This is a genomic window from Alteromonas sp. AWM4_230, assembly GCF_056158305.1.
In genome coordinates this window covers 4,003,246-4,019,552 of record NZ_JBSWTB010000001.1, presented here as the reverse complement: position 1 = coordinate 4,019,552, position 16,307 = coordinate 4,003,246, and the positions used below count along the sequence as shown (strand labels likewise).

Below are 16,307 nucleotides of genomic sequence, written 5' to 3'. Positions count from 1 at the left end.
TTAAGTGTTATTTGTTGTTTCTTATGGCGTTTAATCTTATTGAGTCATCCTTTATCAATATTGGTAATGCCAAAAATATAAATATAATTGACCATTTTTTAACATTTTGTGTTGACCAATGTAAAAACTTGTCTTACTTTTGTAACTGTCTTGTAAAGTAGGTGTAAGGCAAATTTGCAGGGCGGGTAAGTTGCAAATCAATTAAGTGGTAAGGAATGAGTGATTAGACATTCCTCAATCCTTAAGAGGAAAACACACATGGCACACAAATTATCAAAGATTACACTTGCGGTACTTTCGGCTACGACACTAAGCCTAACCGCATCAGTAAACGCACAAGAAACACAGCAAGAACAAAACGAAGATGTTGAAGTCATTGAGGTATCGGGTATCCGAGCGTCACTCGCTAGCGCAATGAATGAAAAACGCTTTAAAAATAACCTTGTTGAAGTTATCGAAGCAGAGGACATTGGTAAGTTACCAGACCAAAACTTAGCAGAAGTACTAGAAAACATTACCGGTATTCAAATTACTCGTGAAGCAGGTGTTGGTACAGGCGTACAAATTCGTGGTACCGATGCTAACCGTACAGAAATTAACGGTGTTTCCACCGTTGGTTCTGGTGCAGGTCGAAGCGGTATTGACTTTGAGGACGTTTCAGCTGCGATTATTGCTGGCTTGGAAGTGACTAAGTCGCCCGACGCTAAAACCATTGAAGGTTCAGTGGGTGGTACGATTAACTTGAAAACAATCCGTCCCTTACAGCTTAATGAACAGCTTGCAGCGTTTCGTGTACAAGGTGAGAACAGCAGCTTAACCACCGACAGTAACTTTCAGCCTCGTATTTCGGGTACGTTTGGCGATAATTGGGATACCGACCACGGTACCATTGGTGTGGTAATAAGTGGTAGTTATGCTCAGCAAGACGTAACGGCATTTCGACCTCGCGCAGACAGAGATAACCTAGTTGCTTCAGATAGCGGTGTAGCAAGTGCTCAGTCTTTTGATTTTTTACCTATCCAGTTCTTTGTTCAAGACTACGATAACTTTGAGTACGAAACTAAAAACCTTGTAGGTACCATTGAATGGGCGCCGAATGACAACACCAAGTTTTTCTTTGACGCTATTATTAATGATCAAGAACGTCTGCAAGAGAGTTCTCGTGTTCAAGCGTCAGGGGTAAGCGCGCTTAATGACATTTCTGTTCCTGATGAGTTTGAAACTATCAACTTTGGTTCATTAGGTGGTACAAACTTAGGTTCTATACAGGCAGCACTGCGTGGTGTTATCCCTGTGAATTTGGAAAACGACGACGACGATCCTAACTTACGTTTCTCAAGCGATACTAATTCACGTGTAACTAAAAGCGAGATATTCCGTCTAGGTGGAGAATGGCAGGGCGAAAAGTGGAGCGTGTTTGCGGAAGTTGCATCAACAACATCTGACACTACAACGCCAAGCTTCAATACAACCCTTAACTTTATCAATCCAAACGCGCCGTTAGATGCCGGAGGTGCAAACGATAACTCTGTTCCTTTTGCTTATGACCTGACAGGCGGCGCATTGACGTTTGGTATTGCTGAAGGCGCTGAGTATGCTCCTACGGTTGAACAATTACTTGACCCGAACAATGTAGTGCTTCGTGATGTAAATATTGGTCGTGATACTACCGAAAACTTTGAAGATGCATTCCGCGTAGATTTTACGTATTACGTGGATACTATGATTACGTCAGTGGATTTTGGTTACCGCTACAACAAATCTGGTAGCAAACGTGAGGATATTGGTACTAGCGTTGGCTTGCGTACAATGGAAGATAGTCCTCGAGGCAGCTTATTTAGTGACTTGTTGGTTGCGGGCCCTGATAACTTCAACGATGCAGACGGACGTGAGCTTTATGTCAGTGACTTCCTGTTAATTGACCCAGAGCAAGTGTCATCTGACCCTGATGCGGTACTAGCGACGCTTCAAGCGGCAATGGAAGCACATGGTTCTACACGTTCGTTAAGTGCTCCTACGGCAAGCTCATCAGGCTTCTTTGACATTGAAGAAGAAACCCATGCATTGTACGCACAGGCTAACTTCGAGTATGAAATGTTCCGCGGTAACTTTGGTGTTCGTTATCTGCAAACAGACGTAACGTCTGTAGGTAACTCAATAACCGTAGACGATGAAGGTAATGAGTTGGTTTCTCGAGTGACTAACACTGGCGATTACGACTTCATTCTACCTCGTTTCAACTTAGTGGCAGATGTTACTGATGACGTAGTATTAAGATTTGGTGCGGGTAAAGATATCCGTCGTCCTAACTTCAATGACTTATCAACGTCAGTGACCTTCAGCACAAGCCCTAACCCTAATGTGGCTATTGGTAACCCAAACTTAACGCCAGAAGAAGTTATTTCTTATGACTTAGCGGCCGAGTGGTACTTTGCTGAAGCCAGTGTAGTAAGTGTGGGTATCTTCCACAAAACTCGTAAAGATTTGTTCGTAGATCAAATTGTAAGCCCATTTGAAGACCCGACGACAGGCTATCGCGACCTAACTGACCCTTGTGAAGGTGGTGGTGTCTTTAACCCAATTGCTGATATTAACGTGTTTGGCCCTGAGCTTGGTACAGGCGTTTGTGTAGGGACAGAGACGAAAATTAACGATACGGGTGAAACAACCCAGAAAGGTATCGAATTTGCGGTTCAATATGATTTATCTGGCTTTGAAAGTGAGCTAGGTTGGGCTTCAGGCTTTGGTGTGCTTGCTAACTATACCATTCAAGAATTTGATGGTGGTGAAGCTGAGAATACGGCTACAAGCCGTGCAGCTAACGTTTTTGCTGCTACTACTGGAAGCGATGAAGAGGTTAGCGCAGTTCAAGGCTTACTAAACCTTTCAGAGAACGCCTACAACATTACACTTTACTACGAAAAGTTTGGCTTATCTGCTCGTATGCGTTACACGTGGCGTGAAGCGTATCGCACCGATGACTTCGGTAGTACGTCTAGTTTCCCATGGGGTTTCCCTGCGGTACAAGCTGACCGTGGTCAGTTAAATGCAAGCGTGACTTACGATGTTAACGAAAACCTTAATATTGGTGTTGAGGCAGTAAACATTACTGAGTCCGAAGTAGAGCAGTACTGTGTTAACGAAGGCTCACTTCTGTGCTTCCAAGGTCTTACTGACCGAAGAATTACTGTAGGTGCAAACTATCGTTTTTAATTTGTAAAACAACTGCCGTGACACGCGGCAGTTGCTACACCCTGGATCACAAAGTGTGGTTGTGATGTGTGCATTAGCCCTAACGCCAGTTAGGGCTTTTTTTGTTTGTCAGCATCGCTGGGCAAACAAAAAAGGCACCGCGAATTACGCTGGTGCCTTTCAACAAAGCTAGTTAAACCATATTTGGCTTAAGCTTATTGACCTTTAATTTCGCTACGGCCTTTATAGGTAGCTGCGTCGCCAAGTGCTTCTTCAATACGAAGCAATTGGTTGTACTTAGCAACACGGTCAGAACGACACAGTGAACCAGTCTTAATTTGACCCGCCGCTGTACCTACTGCAAGGTCAGCAATGGTCGCATCTTCAGTTTCGCCAGAACGGTGAGAGATAACCGCTGTAAAGCCAGCGTCTTTCGCCATTTTGATTGCGTTAAGGGTTTCAGTTAGTGAACCGATTTGGTTGAACTTGATAAGGATTGAGTTACCAATACCGTTATCGATACCGCGCTTAAGAATTTTAGTGTTAGTTACAAATAAGTCGTCACCAACTAGCTGTACTTTGTCACCAATCTTCTTAGTTAGGCTTGCCCAGCCGTCCCAGTCGCTTTCGTCTAGGCCATCTTCAATTGATACAATTGGGTATTGTGAAGAAAGGTCAGCAAGGTAGTCGCCAAACGCTTCTGAATCGAAGCTCTTGTCTTCGCCAGATAGTACATATTTGCCTTCTTTGTAGAATTCAGACGCCGCACAGTCTAGTGCAAGGGTGATGTCTTCATTCATTTTGTAGCCGGCATTTTCAACGGCTTCAACGATAACTGCTAGTGCTTCAGCGTTTGAGCTAAGGTTAGGTGCAAAACCACCTTCGTCGCCAACTGCTGTGTTAAGGCCTTTTGCAGAAAGTACTTTCTTAAGTGCGTGGAAGATTTCAGCACCCATGCGTAGTGCTTCTTTGAAGCTCTTCGCGCCAACTGGCTGTACCATGAACTCTTGGATGTCTACGTTGTTGTCAGCGTGCTCACCACCGTTGATGATGTTCATCATAGGTACAGGCATTGAGTATTGACCAGATGTACCGTTAAGGTCTGCAATGTGCTCGTAAAGCGCTACGCCTTTTTCAGCCGCTGCCGCTTTAGCAACAGCAAGAGAAACAGCAAGGATCGCGTTTGCGCCAAGGGTCTCTTTGTTTTCTGTGCCATCAAGGTCAATCATGATGCCGTCGATATCAGCTTGTGCTAGTGCATCTTTGCCGATAAGTGCTGGCGCGATGGTATCGTTAACTGCTGCAACTGCCTTTGTTACACCTTTACCTAGGTAACGAGACTTGTCGCCGTCGCGTAGTTCTAGTGCTTCGCGGCTACCAGTAGAGGCACCAGATGGTGCTGCAGCTCGGCCCATTACGCCCGATTCTAAATATACGTCTGCTTCTACGGTAGGGTTTCCGCGTGAATCTAAGATTTCGCGTCCGATAATGCGACTAATTTTCGCCATGTTTTTTCCTCAACAATTGAATGGGGTGCAACGGGAGAGAGCACCCCTTTTATTAGAAATTAGTGATTTTCTTTCTGGTATTTTCCTGCCGCAGCAACGAAACCAGTAAATAGTGGGTGTCCATCCCGAGGAGTTGATGTGAACTCAGGGTGGAATTGGCCCGCAATGAACCATGGATGATCAGGGATTTCCACCACTTCTACAAGTCGCTTGTCAGTGGACAAACCACTTACCTTTAATCCCGCCGCTTCAATTTGATCGCGCAGGTTGTTATTTACTTCGTAACGGTGACGGTGACGCTCATAAATCTCTGCATCGCCATACATCTCGTGAACTTTTGTACCTTCAATAAGGTGGCAAAGCTGGCTACCTAAGCGCATAGTGCCGCCCAGATCAGACGTTTCGGTACGTACTTCAGTGGTACCCGCAGCGTCTAACCATTCGGTAATAAGACCCACAACAGGATAAGGCGTGTCTGGATTAAATTCAGTACTGTTCGCGTTTTCCATACCTGCCACATTACGTGCATATTCGATAAGTGCGACTTGCATACCTAAACAAATGCCTAGGTAAGGCACCTTGTTCTCTCGAGCATAACGGGCTGCTGCAATTTTACCTTCAATACCGCGTTCACCAAAGCCGCCAGGTACTAAGATAGCGTCTAACTGCTCTAGAATTTGTGTGCCTTTGCTTTCCACGTCTTGTGAGTCGATGTGATGGATGTTCACGGTAAGACGATTTTTAAGACCAGCGTGCTTAAGCGCTTCATTTACCGACTTATAGGCATCAGGTAATTCAACGTACTTGCCAATCATACCGATGTTTACTTCAGCCGTCGGGTTAGACTCAGCGTAAAGTACTTGTTCCCACTCAGATAGATCTGCTTCGTTGCACTCTAAACCAAAGCGGTCTACAACCAGTTGGTCCATACCTTGCGCTTTAAGTGCAGCAGGAATACGGTAAATGCTGTCTACGTCTTTAAGTGAAATAACCGCTTTGTCAGCAACGTTGGTGAACAGCGCGATTTTAGAACGTTCGCTAGCTGGTAATGCACCCACTGAACGGCACACAAGAATATCTGGCTGAATACCAATAGAGCGGAGTTCTTTTACCGAGTGCTGAGTAGGCTTAGTTTTTACTTCGCCTGACGCTGGCATATAAGGTACTAGCGTTAAGTGCATGAACATAGCGCGCTCACGGCCCACTTCTGTACCAAGCTGGCGAATTGCTTCTAAGAATGGTTGTGACTCGATGTCACCTACGGTTCCGCCCACTTCAACAATAGCCACATCGTGACCTTCAGCACCTTCAATTACGCGGCGCTTAATCTCGTTTGTGATGTGCGGGATCACCTGAATAGTTGCACCTAAGTAATCACCGCGACGTTCGCGCTTAAGTACTTCTTCATACACGCGACCGGTAGTAAAGTTGTTGCGCTTTGTCATGCGGGTGCGAATAAAACGCTCGTAGTGACCAAGATCGAGGTCGGTCTCAGCGCCGTCATCAGTAACAAATACTTCACCATGCTGGATAGGGCTCATAGTGCCCGGGTCGACATTGATGTAAGGGTCGAGTTTTAACATGGTTACGGTGAGACCGCGAGCTTCCAGAATTGCGGCCAGCGATGCTGCAGCAATACCTTTACCTAGCGATGAAACTACACCACCTGTGACGAAAATATAATTTGTCATGCGAAACCTAGAACGTTTGGGTTGTATGGTAAATATAGGCTGAGTTTAGAACAAAACCAGCTACACTTTGGACGGGGCGATAGTATACGCAAAATCATGTGGGCAGACAATCAATTTGCCCACATGATGCGCAATTTATACGCGCTTAAGCTTGGTTTAAGACTGGCTTAGACGCTTTAGTGTGTAGATAAGGTCTAGCGCTTGGCGCGGTGATAGCTCATCAGGCGATAAGTTTTCAAGGGCTTCTACAACCGGATGTGGCTTATCAGGGAATAGCATTTCAGCTTGGCCTTTGGTATTTGATGTGGCTTTACCTGATGCGCTTGTTTTATTTCCACCTTTTACCGAGCTCTTCGCTCCAAAAGACTTATCGTTGGCTTTCTCTGATCCATCTTCCGTGCTGGTCATAAGATGTGATGATTCCAACACCGCAAGCTTCTGTTGTGCCGCTTTTATTACCGCCTTCGGTACGCCTGCAAGTTGGGCAACCTGTAAACCAAAGCTTTTGCTCGCAGCGCCTTCTGATACGGTATGCATGAAGCGTATAGTATCTTCAAACTCCATCGCATCTAAGTGCACATTCACTACGCCACTTTGCGTTTCTGGAAGTTCAGTTAGTTCAAAGTAATGCGTGGCAAAAAGCGTATAAGCATTGAGCTGCTTTGCTAAGTAACTTGCACAGGCCCAAGCCAGTGATAAACCATCATAGGTACTGGTACCGCGTCCTATTTCATCCATTAATACCAACGAGTTTTCTGTAGCATTGTTTAGAATGTTTGCCGTTTCTGTCATCTCAACCATAAAGGTTGAGCGACCAGAGGCTAAATCATCCGATGCCCCAATACGCGTAAATATGCGATCAAGCTTTCCTATATGGGCGTTTTCAGCAGGCACAAAACTACCGATACAAGCTAGTAACGCAATCAGCGCGGTTTGTCGCATGTAAGTTGATTTACCGCCCATGTTCGGACCCGTAATGATTAACATGCGACGTTCGGTATCTAGCTTAAGCGGGTTGGCAATGAAAGGGTCTTTCATTACGTTTTCAACCACAGGATGGCGACCAGCGTCATAGGTAAGTGCGCATTCTTGGCTTAGATTTGGGCGATACCAATCAAGTGACACGGCACGTTCAGCAAAACAGCACAGCACATCAAGCTTGGCAAGCGCTGCGGCGGTCTCAATTAAGTTATTTAAGTATGGCGCAAAATTGTCGAACAGTGCTTCATAAAGTTGCTTTTCAAGGGCGAGTGCAGCGCCTTGGCTACTTAATACTTTATCTTCGTGCTCTTTCAGTTCTGGTGTTATATAACGTTCAGTGTTTTTTAGGGTTTGTCTTCGAATATACTCAGCGGGCGCTAAAGCACTGTTCGCTCGGCTAATTTCAATAAAGAAACCGTGAACTTTGTTATAGCCCACTTTTAGCGTAGAAATGCCGGTGCGCTCACGCTCTCGTTGCTCCATAGCGTCTAGGTAGTCAGTAGCGCCTTGTGATAGCTTGCGTAGCTCATCAAGCTCTGCGTTGTAGCCTTCGGCAATTACGCCACCATCCCGTATTACTACTGGCGGATTATCAATAATGGCATCGTTTAATAAGGCTTGAAGCTCAGGGTAAGTGCCAATGGTTTCGCTGATACTTCTGACTTGCCCTGTATCGAACCTAGCTAAGGCATCTTGTAAATCAGGCAATGCATTAAACGCATTTTTTAGGCGAGCAAAGTCACGAGGACGCGCAGAGCGAAGAGCTAATCGCGCCATAATACGTTCTATATCACCAATGTGCTTTAACGCGGTGCGAATATCTTCAGGGTCGTCGTTAATGAAAGTTTCAACAGCATCTAAGCGGCTGTGCAATTCATGTTGGTCTGTTAAAGGCGAATGAATAACGCGCTGTAGCATACGACTACCCATGGCCGTGGTGGTGGTATCCATCACGCTAAACAGCGTATTTTCCTGCCCACCCGACAAATTATGGGTAAGTTCTAGGTTCCTGCGCGTGGCAGCATCAAGCTGCACACGGCTGTCTTGCTGTTCGGTTTGAATGCGACGAATGTGGGGCAGAGCAGTGCGCTGGGTATCCTTTACATATTGTAAAACACAGCCCGCTGCGCCTAAGCCTTTAGTGACGCCTTTTATTCCAAAGCCTTCTAATGTTTTGGTTTCAAACTGGGCGTTTAATTGCTCTGTGGCGGTGTCTATGTCAAATTCCCATTCAGGACGGCGTCTAAGCCCTTTGCGGTTTTCAACAAGAGGTAAACTTTCAAACCCTTCAGGATAAAGAAGTTCTGCTGGGTTAATGCGCTGAATCTCTGCCAATAGGCCTTCATCACTATCGCTTTCAAAGATAACGAACCTGCCACTTGTAACATCTAATGTCGCTAAACCATAATGCATACTATGACCGCAGACTGCCGCAAGAATATTGTCGCGACGTTCTTCTAGTAGCGCTTCATCGGTCACTGTACCAGGCGTAACAATACGTTGTACTGCGCGTTCAACAGGGCCTTTGCTGGTGGCAGGATCGCCAACCTGTTCACAAATGGCAACCGACTCGCCCATCTTGACTAAGCGCGAGAGGTAGCTCTCCACTGCATGATAGGGCACACCCGCCATTGGGATAGGCTCGCCGCCAGATTTCCCTCTTGCTGTTAGCGATATATCCAGTAATTCCGCAGCTTTTTTGGCATCGTCGTAAAACAACTCATAAAAGTCGCCCATGCGATAAAATAGTAGAATATTCGGATGCTGCGCCTTAATAGTCAGGTACTGGCGCATCATAGGAGTATGTGATTCCAAAAAAATGCCTCTATGAATTTGTTGCTGGGTTTAATGCCTGTTAAGGGGAATAAATGATAAACTCACGCCCACTAAGATCAAGCGAAGATCTGATAAAGCACAACAGGTGTAACTAGGTATATCCAAATGAGCACAACATTTTCAACTGATTCGACGGTAAACGCCAGCCCTTTAAAGCTTGATAGCGCATTATCTGCGCAAGTTCAGGCACTAGGAGATGCACTTAGAGCAAAAGGTTGGAGTGTATCTAGTGCAGAATCCTGTACAGGGGGGGGGATTGCTTTTGCTTTCACCAGTGTTTCGGGAAGTTCTGACTGGTTTAATCAATCTTGGGTGACCTACTCGAATGATGCGAAGCAAGACATATTAGGCGTTACCGAGCAGACGCTTAAAGAACATGGTGCAGTGTCAAAGCAAACGGTAAAAGAAATGGCAGAAGGCGTGCGACGCGATAGTGGTGCTCAGCTAGTTGTGACCGTAAGTGGCATCGCCGGGCCTGGCGGTGGCAGCGAAGCAAAACCGGTGGGCACTGTGTGGTTTGGTTTTTTGTGTGGAGAGCAAGAAGCGCAAATCAAACAGGTTTTCAGCGGCAATCGCGACGAAGTTCGGCAACACGCTATTAGCTTTGCTATTACTCAGTTAATTAAAATCTTGAGTGAAAATTAAAAACACTGGTTGAAACTGTATGCTTGTACAGTATAGAATGTGATCATTATTTGGTAACTTCATACAAAATATTGAAAGTACCAAAACAGAATTTAACCGCAAATCCTAGAGGATATATACGTGGACGATAACAAATCAAAAGCTTTAACCGCCGCAGTTGGCCAAATTGAAAAGCAATTTGGTAAAGGCGCTATCATGCGCTTAGGCGATAACCAAGCCATGGACATTGAAGCGATTTCTACTGGCTCACTTACCATTGATATCGCTCTAGGTATAGGCGGTTTGCCATGTGGACGTGTTGTTGAAATCTACGGGCCAGAATCATCAGGTAAAACCACGCTAACACTTCAGGTTATTGCTGAAGCGCAGAAGAAAGGTAAAACCTGTGCGTTCGTCGATGCTGAGCACGCCCTAGACCCAGTTTACGCTGAAAAGCTTGGCGTAAACATCGACGAACTATTGGTATCTCAGCCTGATACTGGTGAGCAAGCGCTAGAAATTTGCGACATGCTAGTACGTTCAGGTGCGGTAGATGTTGTTATCGTTGACTCGGTAGCGGCGCTTACACCTAAAGCGGAAATTGAAGGTGACATGGGTGATTCTCACGTTGGTCTTCAGGCACGTCTTATGTCGCAAGCGTTGCGTAAGCTTACGGCTAACATTAAACGCTCTAATACGCTGTGTATCTTCATTAACCAAATTCGTATGAAGATTGGTGTAATGTTCGGTAACCCTGAAACCACTACTGGTGGTAACGCGCTTAAGTTCTACTCTTCTGTTCGTTTAGACATTCGCCGTATCGGTGCAGTGAAAGAAGGCGACGAGGTAGTAGGTAACGAAACTCGCGTTAAGGTAGTGAAAAACAAGGTTGCGCCTCCGTTTAAGCAAGCCGAGTTTATGATCCGCTACGGTGAAGGTATTAGTAAAGAAGCTGAGCTTATCGACCTTGGTGTTAAGCAGAAGCTTGTTGATAAGGCCGGCGCTTGGTACAGCTACAAGGGCGACCGCATTGGTCAAGGTAAAGCGAACGTAATGAAGTACCTTAAGGAACACCCTGAAACGGCTAATGAGATCGAAACAAAGATCCGTCAAGAGCTATTGCTCTCTAAAACCATGCAGGCTGAAGAAGCATTGCCACAGGGCGAAGACGACGTACTTCCTGAATAAGATAGGTTTTACAAGTATCTTAAAAACCCACCGAAAGGTGGGTTTTTTTATGCCCTTGCTACATAGGGTATATTAAGAAATATTTACTAACACTTAATATCCGCTTGAAACTTGTACAAAAAATAAAAACAGGGAATGCTGTAATAAAGTACGATAAGCGAAGACTACAAAGAAAGGTTGGCTTTTGGTGTATTTCCAAGGTTCAACGTTTCAGAATATAAATAAGGAAAATTTGCGGCTACAGCAAACAATGCCTTAAACAACAATTAATATTGAGAATAGCTTACATCAAGAGGGAAAAGGGAATGATTGAAATATCAGGTCTCGCTAAACGCTTTACGGTGGAGAACCCGAAAAAGCTTAGCGAACAAGAGAAGAAGGACCCGCGTTTAAAAGGGCGTTATTTTCAGTCAGTAAGGGATGTGTCTTTTACTTGCGAAAAAGGTCAGGTTCTGGGACTGCTAGGGCCTAACGGCGCAGGTAAAACCACTACTTTGCGTATGCTTTCAACAGCGCTTAAACCCGACAGCGGTAAAGTGCTTATAGGTGGCGAGGACGTACTTTCTAACCCCAACATTGCGCGAAAGAAAATTGGTTTTCTTTCCAGTTCAACAGGTCTATACGGCCGTTTAAGTGGGCGTGAAAATATTAGCTACTTCGGTGAGCTACACGGCATTTCAAAAAATGTAATTAATGCACGTATTGAAGAGTTAGCTGATTTGCTCGACATGCAAACCTTCCTTGATAGACGAGCGGAGAATTTTTCATCAGGCATGAAACAAAAAGTGTCGATTGCCCGTGCGGTTATTCACGAACCAGAGTTGGTGGTTCTCGATGAGCCTACAACTGGCCTTGATATTATGGCAACCAGTACGGTAATGGAATTCATTCAACGTCTTAAGGATAAAGGTACACCGGTAATCTTCTCTACCCACCACCTCGACGAAGTACAAACTCTTTGTGACAAAGTAACCGTCATTAATCAAGGAGAAACAGTATTTAACGATTCGCTTGCCGCCTTTAGTGCACTTTCTGGTAATGGTGCAGAGGCAGGGCAAATGCATAAGAGCTTCCTAAAAACACTTTCAATGGATTCTGAGGAGATGGGTAATGTGGTTAATCTTTAAAAAGGAGTTCAAAGAGCTATTAAGGGATAAAAAGACCATCATATTTATGATTGGTTTACCGCTTTTATTATTCCCAGCTATTTTCGGTGTCGCGTTCTTTTTCATGAGTTCAGCGGCGGATAAAGCAGAGAATGAAGTGTTGAAATACGCGATAGTTGGTGAAGCTTATGCGCCAGCAATTGTACAGTCTTTTAACGATGCCTCTGATAAATTCGAATCGGTTGCGATTGGCGATGAGACTGACTATGCCAAACTCATTAAAAACGAAACCTTGGACTTTGTGTTGGTTATACCAGAGAGTTTCGATAGTGACGTATTAAGTTCAGGGCAACATAAGATTCAGCTTTATTTAAATGATGCAGGCCTTAACAAAGTTATGGGGCGTGTTTCTGATATTATTGATGAATATACAGACGCGTTTCAGCAAAGCGCGTTTGCACAGCTAAACCTTGACGAAACTCAGCAAGAGGCTTTACTAAAACCAATCAAAATAGAAAAGCAAAATGTGGCGGATGATCGCGAAGTGTGGGGTGAACGTTTAGGCGGTATGCTGCCTTACTTTATATTCATCTTGTGCCTACAAGGTGCAATGGCGCCAGCTTCAGATTTGGGCGCAGGTGAAAAAGAACGTGGTACCTTAGAAACCTTACTTATATCGCCAATGGATCGCCACAAATTGGTATTGGGTAAGTTCTTTACGGTAGCCACCGCAGGCATTGTTACTGCGCTAATAACGGTGTCTTCCATGGCCATATGGGGGCTAGTGCTATCCCAAGGCATGGCCGTTGAATTTGTGGTAGAGATCATGTCAATGATAGGTCTTGTAGACTTCTTACTGATATTCTTGATGTTAGTGCCTGTGGTCGCAGTATTTGCGGCGGTATTGTTATCGCTTTCTATTTATGCTCGCTCTTTTAAAGAAGCGCAAAGCTACATGGGGTCACTGATTATGGTGGTTATCTTCCCCGTAATCATTGCGATGATGCCGGGCGTAGAGCTTAAAGGTGGCTGGGTTTGGGTACCGCTGACGAACGTTGCCCTTGCTATGAAAGAACTGTTTAAAGGTACCATGGACTATTTCGCGCTATTTGGCATATTTACGTCTACGGCAGTCATCGCGGCAGGTCTTATTTTCTTTTGTATCCATTGGTTCAACAAAGAAAAAGTACTGTTTAGATAATCTGAAAAGTATTGAGTAAATAGCAAAAGAGCTCGCTTAACGCGGGCTCTTTTTTTACCCTCACACTTCAAAATCTACCCGTTTGATAATACCTTCCCACCCAGGAGGAATTTTCCCCTGCAAAACATATGAGTAAGCAAGAAGTTCAGCGATGACGTAATAAAGTGACTCGGGTATGTCTTGCCCTACATCTAATGTAGTGAGAACTTCACTCAAGTAAGGGTCTTCATGAATAAGTATCCCAGTTTCTTCAGCCATGGCAATTATTGCTTCAGCTAAGTCTCCATACCCCTTAGATACTACCTTAGGTGCATTTTTCTTGTCGCCGCCATCATATTTTAGACCAATAGCGCGTTTTGTCTTTTGAGAATCAGTCATACTCCTTCTACCTATACCCTAGTTTCAAATATCTGATGGGGGCGTGTGTTTAACGTCTCAGGAATATGGCCTCGCTGGTAACTTGTGTTTTCAACCACAAGTCCGAGAGAGGAAAGGCGTTTATGCAGGTAGGGTAGCGTATCACCAATACGCCTAAGGATTTCATCGTTCGATGCATATAAGTCTAAGTTAATCGTGTCTTTATCGATCTTTGACTTCGCCAATACTTGCCCGCTATCGCCAATGTCTAGTTTCATCGTGATATTCCAAAGCGAGCGCTGACCCGCTTGTGTTTGCCTATTGTGTTGCCCACTTTGGTCACGCTTTATCAAGAGCTCAGGCGGACTGTGATGTTGTGAAAGCGACGGTAACACATAATAGAAACTATCTTGTCCTTGAATACGGGAATCGACACTCGCTACTTTACTTTGCTGATGACTGCTTAGTAAGGTTTTAAGTTGAGAAAGCAACTGCTGTCGCCCGTCTAACTGGTTCATGTCTTGGCTAACACGACTTGGTTGGGTGGTCACTCCCATATTCGATAGCGTCTTAGAAACGATAGAGTCGGGTGCATCTATTTGGGTTTTTAAGCTAGGCTGTCTTTGCATGGCACGGCCTGCTAGCGCTAGCTGAATTAACGCAACCATGCCTTGTACGAAACTTGATGAACTTACAGGCGATGTTAAATTAATTGGAGTCGTCACCAATGCTTGTGTTGAGATAAGCTGCTGCAAGCGTTGGGATAAACCTTGGTCGTTCATGTCTAGTGCGAGTTTTTTAGGTTCGTTATTAACGTCGCCAAGAGGCTTATCGGTATCAGAAATAATAGGAGGGACTTCTGCGCCCTTACTTTGTATAGCAGTCAATTGTTGAGCAATACTATTCAGTAAACTATTCGATAATCCTTTTGCTTGTGTGCTTAGGGACTGAGCTAGGGAGGCAAGTGAAACCTGTGATACAGAGGGCGATTTACTTCCACTATCCTTTCCTTGGATTCCCACCGTTTCTTCAGACCCATTGCTCTTGGGTTGCTTTAACGCATTTGCCGACGCCATTAATTGCTCAATAGTAGGCTTAGGAGGCCCGATAAAGTCACCATTAATAGCTCTGGCTTGCGAAGGTTTGGCATTAAGGGCATCAAGGCCTTTTAGCTGCTGCAATATTTTATCAATATGCTGTACTTCGGTTATTTTTGTCGCACCGCCATCTTGCGATAACTTTCCATTTTCAACAATAGTGACGAGTTGGCTTAACGCTTGGTTTGTATTGCCCGTCTGGCTTAGTAAGACTCGAGAAAGGGCGGTGATCGCCCTGTGCACATCCGAGCCTTTAAGTGATGTGGGGGCTTCTTTATCAATGTGTGCGACAGTAGATGTGATACTTCCAGCACCTCTATCTGAGACAGTCTCGACCCCTTTTGCGTTTACTTTGGGAAGTTGTGACAGATCGAGTTTGTTTACCTGCTCTGCGTTTAAAGAGGGAATGGCTAAGGAAGATGAGCTACTCTGAGGCAAGCTTATTTGTAATAACGGACTTTGTTGCACTGTACGTATTGAAAGCTTGCTATCAATCAAGGTTAGCGCAGATACTGCTTTTAATGCATCGGGTTTGGTGCCTGTACTATTTATAACAGCATTAAGACTTGGCGGGTTATTAGAATTGTGCTCAATGGCAACGCCACCTTGCCTAATCGAACTTGCGATAACCTGCTGTTTTAAATTAGCACTTATATTTTTGTGTGTAATGGTGGCGAGATTACCGGCGTTAACTCTTGGGTCATTGCCTGCTTTAGAAAGCCCCTGAGAAACCTGAAGTGTGATATGGCCATTACTTTCTCTACTTAGCCTTAAGACAACTTGCTGTCCAAGCAGCTTTTGAAGTGCGGTTTTAGCTGCACTATCAAGCCTTGCAGTGCTTATGTCGTTAAGCGCCAGAACGTCGCTTTTGGAGGTATTAATTTGAAGCTGCCCGAAGCTCTCGCTTTTTGTTGAAATAGTGAGTTCACCTTTGAGGATCACGGCAGCATTATTTGCAGCGAGCGCCTTTGCCACGGCTTTGAACAAATCCGCTCTATCAGGGGGCGTTAATACGGCGTTCTGTTGCGAGGAACTTGTAAAAAGCAGTAACGCGCGCTGAGCACTAGATTGATCAGATAGGGTACTTTTAGGCACAAGAGCAAGCTGAGCATTGTTAATTACTTGTTTTGGCAGTTTTGCAACTGTCTCGGCGGGTAAAACAATATTTAGTGTCTGTGAAGCTGAAACAGCACTACTTGATGGAATATTATTTACCGGGGCGCTTATCGCTAATACCCGTTCGGGCAAGCGTTCAACTATTACTTTTGCCGCATTATCTAACGCGGCCGCCTGAGATAACGTGGCATTAGTAATTGCGGGAGACGTACCACCTTTTTGCCCTTGAGTCGCAGCGTTTACACTTCCTGTATGTGATAAGGATGCTGAAGCCGAGCCAGAAGATGGACTCGAAGTGGCTGCCAATATTGATGATAATGGTGTTGTCATGATTGTAATATCGGCACGGTGGCGCTTTTCCTTACTAATTAAAGTATAGCGAAGCTATTAAGGGCTGTTTTCAATTTACG

10 protein-coding genes are annotated in these 16,307 nt (G+C 44.8%); 5 read left to right on the top strand and 5 right to left on the bottom strand.

Going from position 1 to position 16,307, the window contains the following annotated elements:
- The first annotated feature begins 258 nt into the window (after positions 1-258).
- Positions 259-3,213, top strand: coding sequence for a TonB-dependent receptor (locus tag ACXACS_RS17295; protein WP_474808412.1), 2,955 nt, complete (start codon positions 259-261; stop codon positions 3,211-3,213).
- Positions 3,214-3,407: 194 nt separating this feature from the next.
- On the opposite strand, the gene eno is transcribed toward ACXACS_RS17295, so the two are convergent.
- From eno to mutS, 3 genes are all read right to left on the bottom strand, one after another.
- Positions 3,408-4,700, bottom strand: a complete 1,293-nt coding sequence (gene eno, locus ACXACS_RS17290; protein ID WP_014975823.1) for a phosphopyruvate hydratase — start codon at positions 4,698-4,700, stop codon at positions 3,408-3,410.
- 59 nt (positions 4,701-4,759) lie between these two features.
- A complete protein-coding gene (locus ACXACS_RS17285; protein WP_461851445.1) occupies positions 4,760-6,391 on the bottom strand; it encodes a CTP synthase in 1,632 nt (543 codons plus the stop codon).
- A 156-nt stretch (positions 6,392-6,547) separates the two neighbouring features.
- The gene (gene mutS / locus ACXACS_RS17280; protein ID WP_474809322.1) at positions 6,548-9,169 is read right to left on the bottom strand and encodes a DNA mismatch repair protein MutS; all 2,622 of its coding nucleotides are present in this window, start codon (positions 9,167-9,169) and stop codon (positions 6,548-6,550) included.
- Between the two features lie 144 nt (positions 9,170-9,313).
- On the opposite strand from mutS, the gene ACXACS_RS17275 reads away from it, so the two are divergent.
- From ACXACS_RS17275 to ACXACS_RS17260, 4 genes are all read left to right on the top strand, one after another.
- Positions 9,314-9,853, top strand: coding sequence for a CinA family protein (locus tag ACXACS_RS17275; RefSeq protein ID WP_474808409.1), 540 nt, complete (start codon positions 9,314-9,316; stop codon positions 9,851-9,853).
- 120 nt (positions 9,854-9,973) lie between these two features.
- On the top strand, positions 9,974-11,020 hold the full coding sequence (gene recA / locus ACXACS_RS17270; protein ID WP_179982559.1) for a recombinase RecA: 1,047 nt from the start codon (positions 9,974-9,976) through the stop codon (positions 11,018-11,020).
- Positions 11,021-11,325: 305 nt separating this feature from the next.
- Positions 11,326-12,147: an ATP-binding cassette domain-containing protein gene (locus ACXACS_RS17265; RefSeq protein WP_474808407.1), complete on the top strand. Its 822-nt coding sequence runs from the start codon at positions 11,326-11,328 to the stop codon at positions 12,145-12,147.
- Positions 12,131-13,327, top strand: a complete 1,197-nt coding sequence (locus tag ACXACS_RS17260) for an ABC transporter permease (protein WP_474808405.1) — start codon at positions 12,131-12,133, stop codon at positions 13,325-13,327. Before ACXACS_RS17265 ends, ACXACS_RS17260 begins: the two co-directional genes overlap by 17 nt.
- A gap of 60 nt (positions 13,328-13,387) precedes the next feature.
- On the opposite strand, the gene ACXACS_RS17255 is transcribed toward ACXACS_RS17260, so the two are convergent.
- Complete coding sequence (locus ACXACS_RS17255) at positions 13,388-13,705, bottom strand: EscU/YscU/HrcU family type III secretion system export apparatus switch protein (RefSeq protein WP_025254245.1); 318 nt, start codon at positions 13,703-13,705, stop codon at positions 13,388-13,390.
- An 11-nt stretch (positions 13,706-13,716) separates the two neighbouring features.
- On the bottom strand, positions 13,717-16,227 hold the full coding sequence (locus tag ACXACS_RS17250) for a flagellar hook-length control protein FliK (protein WP_474808402.1): 2,511 nt from the start codon (positions 16,225-16,227) through the stop codon (positions 13,717-13,719).
- Positions 16,228-16,307 lie beyond the last annotated feature (80 nt).